Raw genomic sequence first — 17,224 nt, forward strand, 5'->3', positions numbered from 1 at the left:
CGACGCCGCGCGGCCCGGCCGATGGACTTGCCCCATGACAACACCTCAGGACGAACTTCTTCCCAGTACGCGGCGGGCGTTGCTGCACCGGATCGCGGTTGCCCAGAGTGAGGGGCGGGCGCCGTCGTTGGTCGCGGCGGTGGTGCGGGGCGGGGAGACGGTGTGGACGGGGGCGCGCAGCTCGGTTGACGGCCAGGTGCCCGACGCCGACGTGCAGTATCGGATCGGTTCGATCACCAAGACCTTCACCGCCGTACTGGTGATGCGGCTGCGCGACGAGGGGCTGCTCGATCTCGTCGACCCGCTGGAGAAGCATCTGCCGGGTACCGGTGCGGGGGAGGCCACCATCGCCGAACTGCTCGCGCACACCGGTGGGTTGGCGGCCGAGTCGCCCGCTCCCTGGTGGGAGCGGACGCCCGGATCGCTGCGCCCCGAGCTGGCCGATGTCCTCGGGGAGCGGCCGTTCCTGCATCCCGTGGGCCGGCGCCACCACTACTCGAACCCCGGGTACAGCCTGCTCGGCGCGCTGGTCGAGGAGTTGCGCGGTGCTCCGTGGGAGGACGTGCTGCGGCGTGAGGTGCTCGAACCCCTGGGGCTGGAGCGGACCAGCGGGCAGTCGCAGGCACCGCACGCGGGCGGGTGGGCGGTGCATCCCTGGGCCGACGTACTGCTGCCGGAACCGATCGAGGATCTCGGGCGGATGGCGCCGGCCGGTCAGCTCTGGTCCACCGCAGGGGACTTGGCGCGCTTCGCCGTTTTTCTCGCCGAGGGAGACGACCGGGTGCTGAGCGCCGCGTCCGTCGCGGAGATGCGTACACCGGCTGCTCCGCCCGAGGAGGCGGACGTGGCCGCAGGTTCGGCGTACGGCCTCGGTATGCAGGTCCAGTACCGGGACGGCCGGATGCTGGTGGGGCACGGCGGATCGCTGCCCGGCTTCCTGGCGAGCCTCACCATCGGCGTGGCGGACGACCTCGCGGCTGTCGTCCTGGCCAACTGCACCTCCGGTCCAATGGTGTCAGCGGTCGCCGCCGACCTGGTGAGGATCGTCGCGGAGGCCGAGCCGCGGATTCCCGAGCCGTGGCGACCGTTGCCCGAAGTCGACAGCTCCGTACTGGAGTTGACGGGCCAGTGGTACTGGGGGACCACCCCGTATGTCCTGCGACTGTCGGTCGACGGAGGCGTCTCCCTGGGGCCCTTGACCGGCATCGGCCGCCGCTCGCGCTTCCAGGCGAACGGCGACGGCACGTGGACGGGTCTCGACGGCTACTTCGCCGGAGAGCTTCTGCGGGCCGTACGGCGGCCGAACGGGACCGTGGACCACCTGGACCTCGGCTCCTTCGTCTTCGTGCGTCAGCCGTACGAGGAGGGGGCTTCTGTGCCGGGTGGGGTGGATCCGGAGGGGTGGCGCGGGATCAGTTAGGCGCCGGCCAGGGGAAAGCGTCATGTTTCACGTGAAACATGACGCTTTCCCGGTCAGAGCTGGAGTTTGAAGCCCACGTGCGAAGGCGTGAAACCGAGCCGTTCGTAGAAGCGATGGGCTTCTGTACGAGTGACGTCCGACGTCAGCTGGACCAACTGGCAGTTCTCGCGGCGTGATGTGTCGATCGCCCACTCGATGAGCTGCGTGCCCAGGCCGCTGCCGCGTTCGGCGGCGTGGACACGCACACCCTCGATGATCGACCGGGTCGCGCCCTTGCGGGAGAGCCCGGGAACGATCGTGAGCTGCAGCGTGCCGACCACCTGGTCCTCGCGGACCGCGACGACCAGGTGCTGGTTCGGGTCTGTGGCGAGACGGCTCAGCGCGGTGTAGTACGGGGTGAGGTCGTCCGGCGATTCGCGCTGCGCGCCCAGCGGGTCGTCGGCGAGCATGCCGACGACCGCAGGAATGTCCTCCGCCGTCACGGGCCGTATCTCAAGATCTCCCATGACCGCAGCCTATGTACGCGGGCAGATCCCCGTCTCGCCGCGGTCGTCAGCCCGCGGCCACTGCCAGTGGCGCGAACCGTCGCGTCCAGTCGCCCGGCAGTTCCGAGATCCCGTACGTCATCACCGCGTTGAAGCTCAGGGGCGCCAGCCCGCGCTCCTTCACCCACGCCAGCAGTTCTTCGTGCCGTACGTCGATGTCCGTTCGCAGCGGGCGGTCGGTGCGGGCGGCGAGTGAGGCGAGCAGTGCCTTCGCCGTCGCCGTGTCGCGGGCGATCAGCGGGCCGACGACCTGTGTGTCCGTGGTGGGCCAGGCCGCCGCGTAGCCGATGATCCGGCCGTTCTCCTCGGCCACGCGCAACTGGTCGGCGAAGGCGGGCAGCCGGGTGATGATGTGCGTGCGGTCGGTACCGAACACCTCCTCGTCCAGCCGGATGATCCTGGCGAGGTCCTCGGCCGTGGCCGCGCGGGTGCCGGCCTCTGACTCCGGCCCGTGCGGTGTGAAGTGCCCGCGCACCATCTCGGCCTTCCCGGTCACCTTGAAGCCGAGTTCCTCGTAGAGCGGGCGGCCGTACGGGGTCGCGTGCAGCGTCAGCGGAGTGGTGCCCATCGCGGCGATGACGTACTGCATCAGCCGCCGTCCGATGCCCTGACGGGCGTGCCGCTCGGCGACCAGCATCATGCCGATGGCGCCCAAGTCGGGGTTTCCGTACGGCCCGTACTCGGTGACGACACATGCGGCGACCAGCCCGCCGCCGGGGTCGTCGATGCCGTAGCCCTTCCCGGCTGTGAGGAGGAGGCCCCACTTGTGCTCTTCGCGGGGCCAGCCCCGGTTCTCGGACAGGTCGGCGCAGGCGGTGAGATCGCGGTGCGTCAGACGGCGGATGGGCAGATCAGCGGGGGAAGGAGTCGGCACGCAGGTCAGGCTGTCCGACCGGCGCCCCTGACGTCCACCTGTTTGCGGTCGGACGCGCGTTCTTTTGGCCATGTCGTGCCGGTCCGTACAGCGCGTGGACAGATGTTTCACGTGAAACGCTGAGCATCGGTCATCGGGCGACAGGCTCTAGCCTCGGCACACATGACGCGATTGCATCTCTTCGACCTCGACGGAACGCTGCTGCATGGCTCGGCTGCCCCTGTAGAGATATCCCGGCAACTGGGGCTGGACCGCGAAATAGCCGAGTTGGAGCGGGACTTCGCGATGCGACGCGTCGAGCCCGCGGAGTACGCCCGCCGTGTGCGTCTCCTCTGGGCGGAGCTGACCGAGGCGCATGTCGACGCGGCCTTCGTGGGAGCGCCGTGGCTCCTGCGGATCAGGGAGACCTGGGCCGAGATCAGGGACCGAGGGGAGTACTGCGCGGTCGTCCCTCTGTCGCCCTCGTTCTTCGTCGAACGGCTGACAGGATGGGGCGCGCACGCGGCGCACGGCTCGCGCTTCCCCGCAGTGCCCTTCACGGAGCCGCTGGATCCCACCGGCCTCCTGACACCCGCGGCCAAGGTGGAGATCGCGGACCGGCTCTGCGAGCGGTTCGGTCTGACCCGGGCGGACTGTGTCGCGTACGGCGATTCGTTCTCCGACGCGGAACTCTTCGGGGCGGTGCCGGTCTCTGTCGCGGTGAACGCGGACCGTCATCTGGCGGGCCTCGCGACGCACACGTACGCGGGGCGGGATTTGTGGGATGCCTATGAATTGGTGTGCGGCGCCCGGTAATTGAGGGAATTCATGGTTCGCCCCTTGCTCTTTCACGGTGAAGAAGGGCGGGACTTGTGCGCGCGGCGACGCCCGGTATGGTCGACTCCGGTTCATGTCCGCGTCGGGGCACGTATCCCGCACATGCGGCAGGAGCAGGGCAATGCAGCCTAACGGGACGGAGAGATCGAAGACTCGCATTTCCGGTTACACGGTGGAGGCGTTCGTCCATGGTGGGACGCTGCGGTGAGAGCACTGCGGCGATTGTCACACTCTGGCCTTACTTGTCCGTACGGGGCGGTAATCCGGGTTGAATATGGCCGCGTTGGACAGAGGCCGAACGGGGAAAAGCAAGCCGTCAGCGGGGGAACGCGGGCACATTCCGACCGAGGAAGTGCGCAGACCGACCGAAAGATGTTCGAGGCGAGGCAGACCATGGACGCTCCGACCACCACGTCCGCCGACAACGGCACTGCCGGCGGCAGCGGCGGGGGCGGCTGGTTCAAGCCGCGCAAGCAGCCGGAGGCGCCCCCGGGCGGCGAGCAGGAGGCGCCGGAAGGCAGTCGGCTGGCCGCGCTGCGTCCCGTGGGCAGGCCCGGTACGGGCGGCTCCCCGAGCCCCGCACCGGACGACGGCGTCCGTCCAGCCGTGACCGAGCCCGTGCCGGAGCAGGAACGAATACCCGCGCCGTCGACCCCCGAGCCCTCGGCGGGCCCTCCGACTCCCGCGCCCCTGCCTCCCCTGCCCCTCGCTCCCGCGTCACCGCTTCCCGCGCCCTTCGCTCCCGTGCCTCCGGCCACCGAAGCCCCGATGCCCCCGCCCTTCGCCCCGCGGCCCCAGGCATCAGTACCCCCAGCCTCAGTGCCCCCGGCTCCCGCCCCCGAGCCCACTCCCCCCGCGGCACCCGCCCGTCCCCGTCTGGAGCCGGTCTCCGTGGCCGCCACTTCCGAGCCCCGCCGCGAGGCGTCCTCGGACGCGGTGCTCATCCGGCGGACCATGGCCGTGGTCGGTCCTGTCGCCGACAAGACCACCTCGTACTTCTACGCGCTTCTCTTCGTCCGTCATCCCGAACTGCGCTCACTGTTCCCGGCCGCGATGGACACCCAGCGGGACCGGCTGCTCAAGGCGCTGCTCACCGCCGCCGAGCACATCGACAACACCGAGGTCCTCGTCGCGTATCTGCAGAACCTCGGCCGGGGCCACCGCAAGTACGGCACCCGGCCCGAGCACTACCCGGCCGTCGGCGAGTGCCTCATCGGCTCGCTGAGCCGGTACGCCGCCGAGATCTGGAACCCGGAGACCGAGGCGGCCTGGGTACGGGCGTACACGACGATGTCGCAGGTGATGATCGACGCGGCGGCCGTCGACGAACTGCGCGCTCCGGCCTGGTGGTACGGGGAGGTGGTCTCGCACGACCTCAGGACCCCGGACATAGCTGTCCTCACCGTCCGGCCCGACCAGCCGTACCCGTTCCTCGCCGGGCAGTACACGAGCCTGGAGACGCCCTGGTGGCCCCGCATCTGGCGGCACTACTCCTTCGCCTCGGCGCCCCGCTCCGACGGTCTGCTGTCCTTCCACGTGAAGGCGGTGCCCGCGGGCTGGGTCTCCAACGCGCTGGTGCACCGGGCCCGGCCCGGCGACATCGTCCGGCTCGGCCCGCCCGCCGGCACGATGACCGTCGACCACACCACCAACAGCGGCCTGCTCTGTCTGGGCGGGGGCACCGGCATCGCGCCCATCAAGGCACTGGTCGAGGACGTCGCCGAACACGGTGACCGGCGGCGGGTCGAGGTGTTCTACGGTGCCCGTACGGATGTCGACCTGTACGACATCGACACCATGCTGCGCCTCCAGCAGAACCACCCCTGGCTCGCCGTGCGCGCGGTCGTCGACGCGCAGGCGCATCTCCAGCTCCCCGACGCCGTACGGGAGTACGGGCCCTGGTACGAGTACGACGCCTATCTGTCGGGCCCGCCCGGGATGATCCGCAGCGGTGTGGACGCGCTGCGTCGCGCCGGTTTCCCCGCAGAGCGGATCCGCCACGACTCGGTGGAGGAACTGGTCGTCACCGGGAACTAACCCCGTGCGCTGTCAGCCCAGATCGGGCGCGTGCATCGCTCGTACGCCCTCGATGTTCCCGTCCAGGTAGTGGCGCAGCGACAGCGGTACGAGGTGGACGGAGGCGATGCCGACCCGCGTGAAGGGGATACGGACGATCTCGTACTCGCCGCAGGGCTCGTCGACTTCGGGGCCGTGGCGCAGCGAGGGGTTCATGGACTCCAGCCGGCAGACGAAGAAGTGCTGCACCTTCACGCCCGTGGCGCCGCCGTCAGCGCCGATGTGTTCGACGGTGTCCACGAAGCAGGGCACCACATCGGTGATCTTGGCGCCCAGCTCTTCGTGCACCTCACGGTGCAGAGCGTCGACGACAGTCGTGTCGTCCGGTTCGACCCCGCCGCCCGGAGTGAGCCAGTAGGGATCGACCCCCGGCTTGGTCCGCTTGATGAGGATCAGGTCATTGCCATCGAGCAGGATGGCGCGTGCGGTGCGCTTGACCACGGGTCGGACGGTCATGGGAGAAATGTGGCCCGGCTGGTTCCACGTGAAACATGTCGGCCCCTCATGAAGCGTTCTCGGCTCGGCAAAGGCGCTGGACCCACGCGAACGAAATGCCTGTTTCACGTGAAACATCGCAGAGGTCCGCGGAAGGATCACCGGGATTCATGGAGGCTCAGCCCCAGTCGGCGGCAGCGCGCTGGAGCCATTCGTGCGCCCGGGCGATATGGGGCATCGCCAGTGTGCCGGTGCGGACCACCAGGAAGTACGTCCGCAGTGGGGGCACCGCCGGATCGAGCAGGGCAACCACCTCGCCGCGCTCCAGGGCGGGCGCGCACAGATAGCGGGGCAGTACCGCGAGCCCCGCTCCCGCGGCGGCACACGTGAGCACCGCGCGCAGATCGGGCACGATGACGGTGCCCGAGGCCGCCGGGCGGGAGTCGAAGACGGAGGCCCAGTAGCGGGCGATGAAGGGCAGCGACTCGTGGACCTCCACCACAGGGAGGTTCTCCAGGACGGAGGCCCCCTTGCGGCGCAGTTTCCCGGGGCCGAAGTGGCAGGCCCAGCGCGGCGCGGCGACCAGGACGTGCTCCTCGTCGCAGAGCGCAGTCGCTGTCAGCAGGGAGCCGCGCGGACGGGCCGTACTGATGGCCAGATCATGATGCCCGGCCGACAGCCCCTCCAGAGTCTCCTCGGCATTGCCGAACGAGACCCGCAGCGCGAAGCCCTGGCCGTCGTCCCCGGTCAGTTCAGTGAGGGCGGGAAGCGCGCGCTCCGCGGTGAACTCCGGTGGCCCGGCCAGATGCAGTGTGCGGACGGAGGAGTCCTCGTCGAGTCCGGTCTCGGTGATCTCCACGAGTGCGTCGAGATGCGGCGCGGCCTTGTGCGCGAGTTCGTCGCCGATGGTCGTGGGGGTCACCCCACGGGCCTGACGCAGGAACAGAGGGCGCCCCAGCTGTCGCTCCAGGGTGCGGATCTGCGAGGTGACGGCAGGCTGCGAGAGGCCCAGCAGAGCGGCGGCACGGGTGAAGGAGCCGGCGCGGTGGACGGTCACGAAGGTGCGCAGCAAGGCCAGATCCATGCCGCGCCCTCCCCTTCTCCGCTTCTCTGCCCATTCCCGGCCCCCCTGGCCGCGCCCAACTATAAATAAGTCGATAGGTCTCTGTCGCTACAGTGATTGGACACTGACACAGAGTCAACTAGCCTTGCTTGCGCGGTTCTTCGCGCGCGGAACCGCGGCGGTCCGAGCCACGAGGGGGGAGGCTCGGACCGCCGTCGGGCAGAGCGGAACGCTTCTTCACTCCGTGCCGAGTGGTCGGTCCACCGACTCCTCCAGCGCACGCAGCACATCCGCCACCAGGTCCTCCGGGTCCTCGGCGCCGACCGAGAAGCGAACGAAGCCCTCGGGCACGGCGTCCCCGCCCCACCGGCCGCGCCGCTCGGCCGTGGACCGCACCCCGCCGAAGCTCGTCGCGTCGTCCACGAGCCGCAGCGCGCCGAGAAAACGGTCGGCACGCGCGCGCGTGGGCAGCACGAAGGAAACCACACACCCATAGCGCCGCATCTGCCGCGAGGCGATCTTGTGCGAGGGGTCCTCCGGAAGCCCCGGGTAGCGCAGGCCGGTCACCTCGGGCTGCCCGCGCAGGGCCTCGGCGAGGACCAGTGCTGTGGCGTCCTGCCGGTCGACGCGCAAGGGGAGCGTGGCGATCGACCGGTGCGCGAGCCAGGCCTCCATGGGCCCGGGAATCGCCCCGACGATCTTGCGCCACCGCCGTACGGCGGCCATGGCGGAGGCGTCCGCCCCGGTGACGTAGCCGAGGAGAACGTCGCCGTGTCCGGTGAGCTGCTTGGTTCCGCTGGCCACGGAGAAGTCGGCACCGAGTTCCAGCGGGCGCTGGCCGAGCGGTGTCGCCAGGGTGTTGTCGACGGCCACGAGACAGCCACGCGCGTGTGCCGCCTCGGCGAGCCGTCGGACGTCGCACACGTCGAGTCCCGGGTTCGACGGGGTCTCGATCCACAGCAGTCGCGCGCCGTCGAGAACGTCGAGCTGAGCGTCGCCGCCCGTCGGAGCGGTGCGCACCTCGATGCCATACGCCTCCAGTTGGGCCCGCACCAGGGGCAGCGCCTGGTAGCCGTCGTCGGGCAGGACGACGGTGTCCCCGGTGCGCAGCTGGGAGAAGAGCACCGACGACACGGCGGCCATGCCGGAGGCGAAGACGAGTGTCTCGACGCCGTCCCGCCCCGGAGCCTCCAGCTCGCCGATGGCGCGCTCCAGCAGCGTCCAGGTCGGGTTCTCGTCGCGGCCGTAGGTGTAGGGGCCGGTGGGGGCACCTGGCAGGTGGTAGTGGGCCGCGAACACCGGGCCGGGGAGGGCCGGTTCGTACTTGACCGGCTCGGGCAGCCCCGCCCGCACCGCGCGCGTGCCGTCACCCGTACCCGGGTTCGCGCGTCCGTCCGAATCCTCGTCCGCAGCCGGATCGTTCATGCCGCCCGTCCCTCCACTTCCGCCTGTACCGCGACGAGCAGGCCCGCGCTCGCCGCCTCCACCATCTCAAGGCACTCCTCGAAACCGTCCATACCCCCGTAGTACGGGTCCGGGACGTCGAGATCGGCGCCCGCCGCCGGATCGTAGGAGCGCAGCAGGCGTACCTTCGCCGCGTCCTCAGGAGTGGGCGCGAGGCGGCGCAGCGCCTTCAGGTGGCCCGCGTCGAGGGCTATGACGAGGTCGAGGCGGGCGAACCACGCGGCCCGGAACTGGCGGGCCGCGTGGTCGCCTTCGTAGCCGGCCGCCGCCAGCACGGAGACCGTGCGCGGGTCCGCGCCGTCGCCCTCGTGCCAGCCGCCCGTGCCGGCGCTGTCGACCTCGACCAGGCCTGCCAGCCCGGCTTCGTCCACGCGCGCGCGGAAGACGGACTCGGCCATCGGGGAGCGGCAGATGTTGCCGGTGCACACGAAGCAGACGCGGTAGGTCATCGGGCTTCCTCAGTCCTCGTCGGGCAGGACGATGTGCAGCGCCCAGGAGACGATCGAGATGATCAGGCCGCCCAGGACGGCCGTCCAGAAGCCGTCCACGTGGAAGCTCAGGTCGAACTTGTCGGCCAGCCATGAGGTGAGCAGCAGCATCAGGGCGTTGACCACCAGGGTGATCAGGCCGAGCGTGAGGATGAACAGCGGGAAGGTGAGCACCTGGAGGATCGGCTTGACCAGGAAGTTCACCAGGCCGAACAGGAGCGCGACGACAATCAGTGTGCCGATCTTCTTGCCCGTGCTGTCACCGGTCAGGGTGATCTTGTCCAGCACCCACACGGCCACGCCGAGGGCGCCCGCGTTGGCGATCGTCTTGACTACGAAATTCTTCATGTGTCTGATCGTGGCAGACGAGATCGGTTACGAGCGTGGGCGAGGGCGATGAAGGCATTCCGGTTGGATGAACTGGAGGCGGAACGTGCCGCCAACGACGGCGCCTACCTGCAGTTCCTGCACGAACGGAACATGTCGGTCGGCCTCTACGCGCTGGACGCGGGCGAGCACGACCCGCAGCAGCCCCACAGCCAGGACGAGGTGTACTTCGTGGTGAGCGGGCGCGCCGCGATCACCGTCGGCATGGAGACGACCCAGGTGGCGCGTGGCAGCGTCGTGTACGTGCCGGCCGGGGTGGCCCACAGGTTCCACCACATCAGCGAGGATCTGCGGGTCATGGTGATCTTCTCTCCGCCCGAGAGGTGACCTGCGGCCTCAGGGTTCCCTAGGGGTTCGATCAGGGGAGGACAAGGGATGCGAGGCCACCGCCGGGCCCCCTCCGCCCCTAGCATCGAAGGCGGAACATCGAATGTCCCGGCACGAGCGAAGGGCACAGGCCCCGGCGGATGCGACGGGCGGAGAAGTAAGGAAAAGGGCGATGCGAGAGATCTTCGCGGGAATGCCGTGGTGGGTGAAGTGGGTCGCGGTGCCGGTCATCGCCCTCGTCGTGTTCGGCGGTCTGATAGCGACCGTCGTCGGCTTCGTCATCGGCCTGCTCTTCAAGGCGCTGGTCTTCGTCGCCCTGGTCGGCGGACTCATCTACGTCGTACGGAAGTTCATGTCGAGTTCGTCGTCGCGCAGCGACTGGTGACCGGCGAGGGGTGATCGGCGCACGGGAGCGGGACAACGCGGGCGCCGGTAACAGGATTCGCCGGTTCCCTCGGGCGGGGGAAGTTTCCCGTACGGGCCGTCTGCGCGCGGCGACAGGCGGTTAGAGTCCGGAACCCGACGCGGGGACGGCCCCCGCGGACGGCGCATCCCCTCCTTCCGTGTCTCTCCGCACGGGCAGCCCCCTCGCCTTCGAGAGTGACCCTCGTCATGGTCGACACCGCACCCGCGGAACCACAGGCTCCACCCGTACAGCGCCGGCCCGAGCAGCGGGCCGCGCCCTCCCCGGGGACCCGCGTCCGGCCCACCGAGAGACCCGCACCGGCACCCCTGCCCGCCCTCGTACCGGCACCTGTCCCCGTGCTCGTACCGCCCGCCGAACCGCACCCCACGGCGACCCTCATCGGCTCCGTGCAGCGGGCGATGCGACTGCTGGAGTCCGTCGCCGCACATGAACACGGCGCTCCCGCCAAGCAGCTGGCCCGCGAGACCGGCCTCGCCCTCCCGACCGCCTACCACCTGCTGCGGACGCTCGTCTTCGAGGGCTATCTGCGGCGCGAGAAAGGGCTGTTCTTCCTCGGCGAGGCGGCCGAGCAGTTGGGCAGCAGCGGTGCGCAGCAAAAGCGGCGCAGCACGGTGGTGGACGCACTCGCGCACTGGCGGGACGCGATCGGCGTGCCCGTGTACTACGCGGTGTACCGCGACGGCGAGGTCGAGGTCATGTGCGTCTCCGACACCCCCGCCAACCCGGCGGTCGAGGAGTGGGCGGACTTCCGCGAAACCGGACACGCACACGCCGTCGGACAGTGCCTGCTCTCGCAGTTGGACGAGCACGACCGCCGCGACCATCTCGAACGTCACCCCGTGCAGGCGGTCACCCCCTACACGGTGCGTGACAGCCACGCGCTGCTGCGCCGCCTCGACCGGATGCGGCGGATGGAAGTGGTCGTGGAGCGGCAGGAGTACGCGCTGGGGACGGTCTGCGCGGCGATTCCGATCACCATCGGATCCACGGCAGCCACTTTGGCCATTTCTCTACCTTCCAGCCAGGCTGATCGACTGCTAATCGCGGCACAGCAGTTGCAAACAGAGGTCGGAAGACTGCTCGGGTCGCTTGCGATCTCTATCAGTATCTGAAAACTCACTCCTTGTGATCCACCGTGTACTTTCAGCAAGATGCGAGCAGTATCAGAGCGATGATTCCAGGCCAGTTCACGGCAAGTGACGGGGTAGGCGATGCGCGAGTCGGTGCAGGCAGAAGTCATGATGAGCTTTCTTGTCTCGGAGGAGCTCTCCTTCCGCATTCCGGTGGAGTTGCGCTACGAGACCTGTGATCCCTATGCCGTCCGGCTGACCTTCCATTTGCCTGGCGACGCCCCTGTGACCTGGGCCTTCGGGCGCGAGCTGCTGATCGACGGCGTGGGGCGGCCGTGCGGGGACGGAGATGTGCGGATCTCGCCCGCCGACGCGGATGTCCTGGGCGAGGTGCTGATCCGGCTTCAGGTCGGCGGCGACCAGGCGCTGTTCCGCTCCGGTGCGGCGCCGCTGGTGGCGTTCCTCGACCGCACGGACAAGCTTGTGCCGCTGGGGCAGGAGCGTTCCCTCGCCGACTTCGACGCCCACCTCGACGAGGCGTTGGTCCGCATCCTGGCGGAGGAACAGAGCGCCGGCTGAGCGGATCGGCGACGGAGCCCCCGGCGGTGACGTAACGCTTCTCCTCCTCGCCGGGAGGAGAAGCGCGCCCGGCCGCCGTACGTCGGTGCAGACGCGAGCCGGTGTGCCCGGCCTCCGTCAGTGCTTGCGGCGACGGCCCTTCCCGGCGCGGGCCGGGGCCGACTGGGCCGCCGCCCCTGCTCCTGCTCCCGCGCCTGCCGGCGCGGGAGTTCCGGGCCCGGCCCCCGTTGCCGCTTCCGCAGCCGGAGACGCCGTGCCCGGGCGGTCGGCCGAGACCATCAGGGCCGCCAGGAGCGTGGTCACCGGCACGGACGCCACCAGGCCGATCGAGCCCACCAGGGTCCGTACGATCTCCTCCGCGACGAGTTCGCTGTTGGCGACCGTCCCGACGCTGCTCTGCGCAATGGAGAAGAGCAGCAGCAGCGGCAACGCGGCGCCCGCGTAGGCGAGGACGAGGGTGTTGACGACGGACGCGATGTGGTCGCGCCCGATACGGATGCCTGCGCGATACAGCCCACGCCACCCCATTGTCGGATTGGCCGCGTGGAGCTCCCAGACCGCCGATGTCTGCGTCACCGTCACATCGTCGAGGACACCTAGTGAACCGATGATGACGCCCGCGAGCAGCAGGCCGCTCATGTCGATGGACGGATACAGGCCATGGATGAGGCCCGTGTTGTCGTCCGTGTTGCCGGTGAGCGCGGCCCAGTCGATGAACCCCGAGCCGAGGACGCCGATCAGCACCAGCGAGATCAGGGTGCCGAGCACCGCCACGGACGTACGGGCCGAGAGGCCGTGGCACATGTAGAGCGCGATCAGCATGATGGCGCTGGCGCCGATGACCGCCACGACCAGCGGATTCGAGCCCTGGAGGATCGCCGGCAGGATGAAGAAGGTCAGCACCATGAAGCTGACGGCCAGTGCGACCAGCGCCATCACACCGCGCATACGGCCGACGACCACGACGGCGAGCGCGAAGATGCCGGCCAGCAGGGCCATGGGGAGCCTGCGGTTCACATCGGTGACCGAGTACTGCAGGTCCCTCGGCGCGGAGGGCTCGTAGGCGACCACGACCTTCTCGCCCTGGTGCAACTGCCGTGACTGGTCCGGCTGGACGATCTCCGTGAACGTACGGCCCTCGTCGTCACCGGTGTCGACCCGGATCGTCGCCCTCTTGCAGTCGCCGGTCGCCTGCTGCTGCGCGGAGGAGCCCTCGGCGGTGGACGTGTCGCCGGTCGGGGTGTCCCCCGAGGCGTTGACGGACTTGCAGTCCACCGCGACGACCTTGGTGACCGTCGCCTCCTGGGTCTGCCGGTCGAAGCCGACGCCGGTGCGCTCGTGCGCCGGGGCGCCGCCGGGCCACAGCACCGCGAGCCCGACCACGACCGCTGCGGCGAAGGGGATCAGGATCGCGCCGATGATCTTCCGCAGATGAATGGAGACAGGGGCGGCCGGGCCATGGCTGTGACTGTGGCCGTGCGAGGAACCGTGCTTGTCGTCGGGCCCGTGGGAGTCGTCGGACCCGGGTCCGTGCCCGCCGCCATGCTCGCCACCCGGTCCTGCCCCGTGCCCGCCACTTTGTCCGGGGTCATGGACACCACCGGAGTTGCCGCCAGGCCCGCCACCGTGACCGTCACCGGGACCATGCCCGTGCCCAGGGCCGGCGCCGTGTCCCGGGCCGGCGCCGTGATCGTGCCCACCGCCTGCCCCGGCGCCAGGACCTCGCCTGCCACCGGACACGGGAAGCGGGCCGAACTGACCGGTCCCGGGCCCCTCAGCTCCGTACCCGGGGCCTGGGCCCTGGCCGCCCGGGCCCGTTCGGCCGCCTTGACCCGCCCCCGATCCGGGCCCGTAGCCGCGATCGATCCGCTGACCGGGCCCGTGTCCGGGACCGGCACTCGGTCCGGCCGCTCCGCCGGCGCCGCTGCCCGTTCCGGCTCTGGTTCCGGGCGCACCACCGGGTCCGCCGGGGCCGTCGCCCAGCCGGAACCTGCGCTGCGGGCCGGTGTCGTCGCCATTTCCGCTGCCCGGCCCGGAGGCGCGCCCGGCACTGCTTCCGCGCGGTGGCTCGGAGGGCGGGTACGGGGGTCCTTGCGTCGTGGTCACCGCCCGATCATCGCAAGAACGACAGGGGCCCTCTGTTCACCTCGCCCAAATTGACGCTAGCGTGGAGGCACCTTTGCACACGCGGGAGCTCGGAGCACCGGGCTGAGAGGGCGCTGACCTCCGTCTTTGCGATGTTTCACGTGGAACATGTGGAACGAGTGATGTTTCACATGAAACATCGGCAGACGGAAGCCGCTGCGTCGACCGCTGAACCTGTTACCGGGTAATGCCGGCGTAGGGAGTAGGTCTCATGACCATCAAGGACGTACGCACGCCTGCCTCCGGCCAGGACGAACAGCCCCTTCAGGGCGAACCGTCCCAGGAGGCCGGGAAGTCCATCGGCTGGCACAAGGGGTATGTCGGCGGCTCGCGCCCCGACCTGCGGGTGCCGGTCCGTCAGGTGCACCTCACCAATGGGAAGTCGGTCACGCTGTACGACACGTCGGGCCCGTACACCGATCCGCTGGTCGACACCGACGTCCGCAGGGGGCTGGCGCCGCTGCGCGACAACTGGATCATCGCTCGCGGCGACACCGAGGAGTACGCGGGCCGTCCCGTCCGTCCGGAGGACGACGGGATCAAGCACACCTCGCCGCGCGGCGGGCTCAGGAACCTCGACGCGGTGTTCCCGGGAAGGCCCCGGCAGCCGCGCCGGAGCCGGACCGGACAGGCGGTGACGCAACTCGCGTACGCCCGCCGCGGGGAGATCACGCCCGAGATGGAGTTCGTGGCCGTCCGGGAGAACATCGACCCCGAGGTGGTCCGTGAGGAGATCGCCGCCGGGCGGGCGGTGCTGCCCGCCAACGTCAACCACCCGGAGATCGAGCCGATGATCATCGGCAAGCGGTTCCTGGTGAAGGTCAATGCCAACATCGGCAACTCCGCGGTCACCTCCTCCATCGAGGAGGAGGTCGAGAAGATGACCTGGGCGACGCGCTGGGGCGCCGATACGGTCATGGACCTGTCCACCGGCCGCAATATCCACACCACCCGTGAATGGGTGCTGCGCAACTCCCCCGTTCCGATCGGCACGGTGCCGCTCTACCAGGCGTTGGAGAAGGTGGACGGCAGGGCCGAGGAACTGACCTGGGAGATCTACAAGGACACGGTCGTCGAACAGGCCGAGCAGGGCGTCGACTACATGACGGTGCACGCGGGCGTCCGCCTGGCGTACGTACCGCTCACCGCGAACCGCAAGACCGGCATCGTCTCGCGCGGTGGTTCGATCATGGCGGCGTGGTGCCTGGCGCACCACAAGGAGTCGTTCCTGTACACGAACTTCGAAGAACTGTGCGAGATTTTCGCCGCGTACGACGTCACGTACTCGCTCGGCGACGGCCTTCGGCCCGGCTCGATCGCGGACGCCAACGACCAGGCACAGTTCGCGGAGTTGCGGACGCTGGGGGAACTCAACACGATCGCGAAGCGTTTCCAGGTACAGACGATGATCGAAGGCCCGGGACACGTCCCGATGCACAAGATCAAGGAGAACATCGACCTACAGCAGGAGATCTGTGATGAAGCTCCGTTCTATACGCTCGGCCCGCTGACGACAGACGTCGCGCCTGCGTACGACCACATCACTTCCGGCATCGGTGCCGCGATGATCGCCTGGTGGGGCACGGCCATGCTCTGCTATGTCACGCCCAAGGAGCACTTGGGCCTGCCCAATCGTGACGACGTCAAGACCGGCGTCATCACCTACAAGATCGCCGCCCACGCAGCCGACCTCGCCAAGGGGCACCCAGGTGCGCAGGAATGGGATGACGCGCTCTCCGACGCCCGCTTCGAGTTCCGGTGGGAGGACCAGTTCAACCTGGCCCTCGACCCGGACACGGCACGCGAGTTCCACGACGAGACCCTGCCGGCCGAGCCCGCCAAGACGGCCCACTTCTGCTCGATGTGCGGGCCGAAGTTCTGCAGCATGAAGATCTCGCACGACATCCGCCGAGAACACGGCAGCACACCGGTGGAGATCGAGCAGGGCATGGCGCAGAAGTCGAAGGAGTTCGCGGCCGCGGGCAACCGGGTCTATCTGCCGATCGCGGACTGACACCGGCATGGGGGCTGTGCGGAAGCCCAGGTGGTCAGGCGGCTTCGCTGCCGCCCGCTCCACCTGAGTCCTGCGCTCGGACCACCGGCCGGTCACTCCGGCGGGTGGTCCGGGCCTCCGAAGTCGGGGCTGGTGAAGTCCGGGCTGGTGAAGCTCGGGCGGTGGCTCCTCGTGGGGCCGTCATCGGGGCTGCTGAAGCCGGGCCGGTTGTAGCCGAGGTTCGGCATACGGCCGGTGGTGGGTTCCGGAGCCGGTTTGCGGTTCATGGCCGCCGTACCGGGGTCGGCGAGGGCCTCGCGGAGGAACGGCAGGATGCCGCGCTCCAGCAGGGCCTCGCGCCAGGCTTCCCTGGCCTGCGCCACCTCCCCGGTCAGTTCGCCGTACGCCCCGGCCTCCTCCTGGTCCGGGCTGTTGCGCAGGGCGGTGAGCAGCAGGCCGACCGCGGCGACGAGTATCGCTGCCGCGGTCACCGCACCGAACACCCATCCGGTGGTGAGCATGGTCTTGGCGAAGGCCGGCTCGGGGTCGAGCATCTTGAGGATGTAGCCCACGAGCAGGAAGATCGCCGCGGCCGTGCCCGCGAGAACGGGAGCCAGGACCGCGACGACGGCGACGGCGCCCGCCCCGGCGGTCTCGGCGGTGACCTCGCCCATGCCGGTGGCGAACCCCATGGCGCTCGGGCCCGGCTCGGTGGAGCCGGTGCCGCGGACGGTCGGGTTGGACGGCGCCGGGTGGCGCAGTTCGTCGCGGACCTTCACGTAGTGCTGGTATTCGGCCGCCGCGGCGACCGTGATGAGTGCCGTGGCGTTCAGTGCCATGGTGCGCAGTTGTTCGGGGTTCAGCCGCTGACCGACGGCGGCCAGGTCCGGGCGGTGTGGGGCGGAGCGCAGCGCCTCATCGAGGATCCGCTCGTATTCCTGGCGGTCCTCGTTCAGCAGGTGCTGCGGAACGCTGTTCATGTGCATCCCCCGATGCTCCGTAGGGCTTGGGGCTCGGCATGCTGACGAGCCGTCGGGCAGAAACGGAGGGGAGCCTGCTACGGATAAGCCGATGGTAGAGCGGCGACGGCGCGCGGTGACAGGGGGTTTGAAGAA

The 17,224-nt window shown here is 69.6% G+C and carries 17 protein-coding genes and 1 riboswitch; of the genes, 8 read left to right on the forward strand and 9 right to left on the reverse strand.

The features are described 5' to 3' along the window. Positions 1-34 precede the first annotated feature (34 nt). Entirely contained in the window at positions 35-1,420 is a 1,386-nt protein-coding gene (locus OG787_RS24270) for a serine hydrolase domain-containing protein (RefSeq protein WP_405536352.1), read from the forward strand. Positions 1,421-1,473: 53 nt separating this feature from the next. On the opposite strand, the gene OG787_RS24275 is transcribed toward OG787_RS24270, so the two are convergent. Together OG787_RS24275 and OG787_RS24280 are read right to left on the reverse strand one after the other, a co-directional pair. Further along, positions 1,474-1,926 (reverse strand): N-acetyltransferase family protein, encoded by a 453-nt coding sequence (locus OG787_RS24275; RefSeq protein WP_369029110.1) that lies wholly within the window; start codon positions 1,924-1,926, stop codon positions 1,474-1,476. A 46-nt stretch (positions 1,927-1,972) separates the two neighbouring features. Next, the gene (locus OG787_RS24280; RefSeq protein ID WP_405536353.1) at positions 1,973-2,839 is read right to left on the reverse strand and encodes a GNAT family N-acetyltransferase; all 867 of its coding nucleotides are present in this window, start codon (positions 2,837-2,839) and stop codon (positions 1,973-1,975) included. 162 nt (positions 2,840-3,001) lie between these two features. Here OG787_RS24280 and OG787_RS24285 point away from each other — a divergent pair, with 162 nt between their 5' ends. Together OG787_RS24285 and OG787_RS24290 are read left to right on the forward strand one after the other, a co-directional pair. Then, positions 3,002-3,634, forward strand: coding sequence for an HAD family hydrolase (locus tag OG787_RS24285; RefSeq protein ID WP_405536354.1), 633 nt, complete (start codon positions 3,002-3,004; stop codon positions 3,632-3,634). A gap of 414 nt (positions 3,635-4,048) precedes the next feature. Continuing rightward, positions 4,049-5,692 carry a globin domain-containing protein gene (locus OG787_RS24290; protein ID WP_369029107.1) on the forward strand — a complete coding sequence of 548 codons (1,644 nt, stop codon included), beginning with the start codon at positions 4,049-4,051 and terminating at the stop codon, positions 5,690-5,692. Positions 5,693-5,704: 12 nt separating this feature from the next. Here the strand turns inward: OG787_RS24290 and OG787_RS24295 are convergent, their stop codons facing one another. From OG787_RS24295 to OG787_RS24315, 5 genes are all read right to left on the reverse strand, one after another. Next, on the reverse strand, positions 5,705-6,187 hold the full coding sequence (locus tag OG787_RS24295) for an NUDIX domain-containing protein (RefSeq protein ID WP_235476854.1): 483 nt from the start codon (positions 6,185-6,187) through the stop codon (positions 5,705-5,707). A 157-nt stretch (positions 6,188-6,344) separates the two neighbouring features. Continuing rightward, positions 6,345-7,250, reverse strand: a complete 906-nt coding sequence (locus OG787_RS24300) for a LysR family transcriptional regulator (RefSeq protein WP_369029106.1) — start codon at positions 7,248-7,250, stop codon at positions 6,345-6,347. 216 nt (positions 7,251-7,466) lie between these two features. After that, on the reverse strand, positions 7,467-8,654 hold the full coding sequence (locus OG787_RS24305; protein ID WP_405536355.1) for a cystathionine gamma-lyase: 1,188 nt from the start codon (positions 8,652-8,654) through the stop codon (positions 7,467-7,469). Continuing rightward, the gene (locus tag OG787_RS24310) at positions 8,651-9,142 is read right to left on the reverse strand and encodes a low molecular weight protein-tyrosine-phosphatase (RefSeq protein ID WP_405536356.1); all 492 of its coding nucleotides are present in this window, start codon (positions 9,140-9,142) and stop codon (positions 8,651-8,653) included. The genes OG787_RS24305 and OG787_RS24310 overlap by 4 nt, the downstream gene beginning before the upstream one ends. 9 nt (positions 9,143-9,151) lie before the next feature. Then, the gene (locus OG787_RS24315; protein ID WP_369029103.1) at positions 9,152-9,529 is read right to left on the reverse strand and encodes a phage holin family protein; all 378 of its coding nucleotides are present in this window, start codon (positions 9,527-9,529) and stop codon (positions 9,152-9,154) included. 48 nt (positions 9,530-9,577) lie between these two features. On the opposite strand from OG787_RS24315, the gene OG787_RS24320 reads away from it, so the two are divergent. The 4 genes from OG787_RS24320 to OG787_RS24335 all read left to right on the forward strand — a co-directional run bounded on the left by OG787_RS24320 (position 9,578) and on the right by OG787_RS24335 (position 11,971). Further along, on the forward strand, positions 9,578-9,895 hold the full coding sequence (locus OG787_RS24320; protein ID WP_405536357.1) for a cupin domain-containing protein: 318 nt from the start codon (positions 9,578-9,580) through the stop codon (positions 9,893-9,895). Between the two features lie 172 nt (positions 9,896-10,067). Next, positions 10,068-10,280, forward strand: coding sequence for a DUF5326 family protein (locus tag OG787_RS24325; protein ID WP_006373816.1), 213 nt, complete (start codon positions 10,068-10,070; stop codon positions 10,278-10,280). A gap of 215 nt (positions 10,281-10,495) precedes the next feature. Then, positions 10,496-11,434 carry an IclR family transcriptional regulator gene (locus OG787_RS24330; protein WP_405536358.1) on the forward strand — a complete coding sequence of 313 codons (939 nt, stop codon included), beginning with the start codon at positions 10,496-10,498 and terminating at the stop codon, positions 11,432-11,434. A gap of 99 nt (positions 11,435-11,533) precedes the next feature. Continuing rightward, positions 11,534-11,971, forward strand: coding sequence for an SsgA family sporulation/cell division regulator (locus OG787_RS24335; protein ID WP_235476861.1), 438 nt, complete (start codon positions 11,534-11,536; stop codon positions 11,969-11,971). Positions 11,972-12,088: 117 nt separating this feature from the next. On the opposite strand, the gene OG787_RS24340 is transcribed toward OG787_RS24335, so the two are convergent. Continuing rightward, positions 12,089-13,711 (reverse strand): YibE/F family protein, encoded by a 1,623-nt coding sequence (locus tag OG787_RS24340; protein ID WP_405536359.1) that lies wholly within the window; start codon positions 13,709-13,711, stop codon positions 12,089-12,091. 437 nt (positions 13,712-14,148) lie between these two features. After that, positions 14,149-14,335, forward strand: a riboswitch (TPP riboswitch). Here OG787_RS24340 and thiC point away from each other — a divergent pair. Then, entirely contained in the window at positions 14,328-16,130 is a 1,803-nt protein-coding gene (thiC, locus tag OG787_RS24345; protein ID WP_405536360.1) for a phosphomethylpyrimidine synthase ThiC, read from the forward strand. Its footprint overlaps the riboswitch before it by 8 nt. Positions 16,131-16,222: 92 nt before the next feature. Here thiC and OG787_RS24350 read toward each other — a convergent pair whose 3' ends face one another. After that, a complete protein-coding gene (locus OG787_RS24350; protein ID WP_405536361.1) occupies positions 16,223-17,095 on the reverse strand; it encodes a hypothetical protein in 873 nt (290 codons plus the stop codon). Positions 17,096-17,224 lie beyond the last annotated feature (129 nt).

The organism is Streptomyces sp. NBC_00075 (assembly GCF_045041225.1).
Classification (GTDB): domain Bacteria; phylum Actinomycetota; class Actinomycetes; order Streptomycetales; family Streptomycetaceae; genus Streptomyces; species Streptomyces adonidis.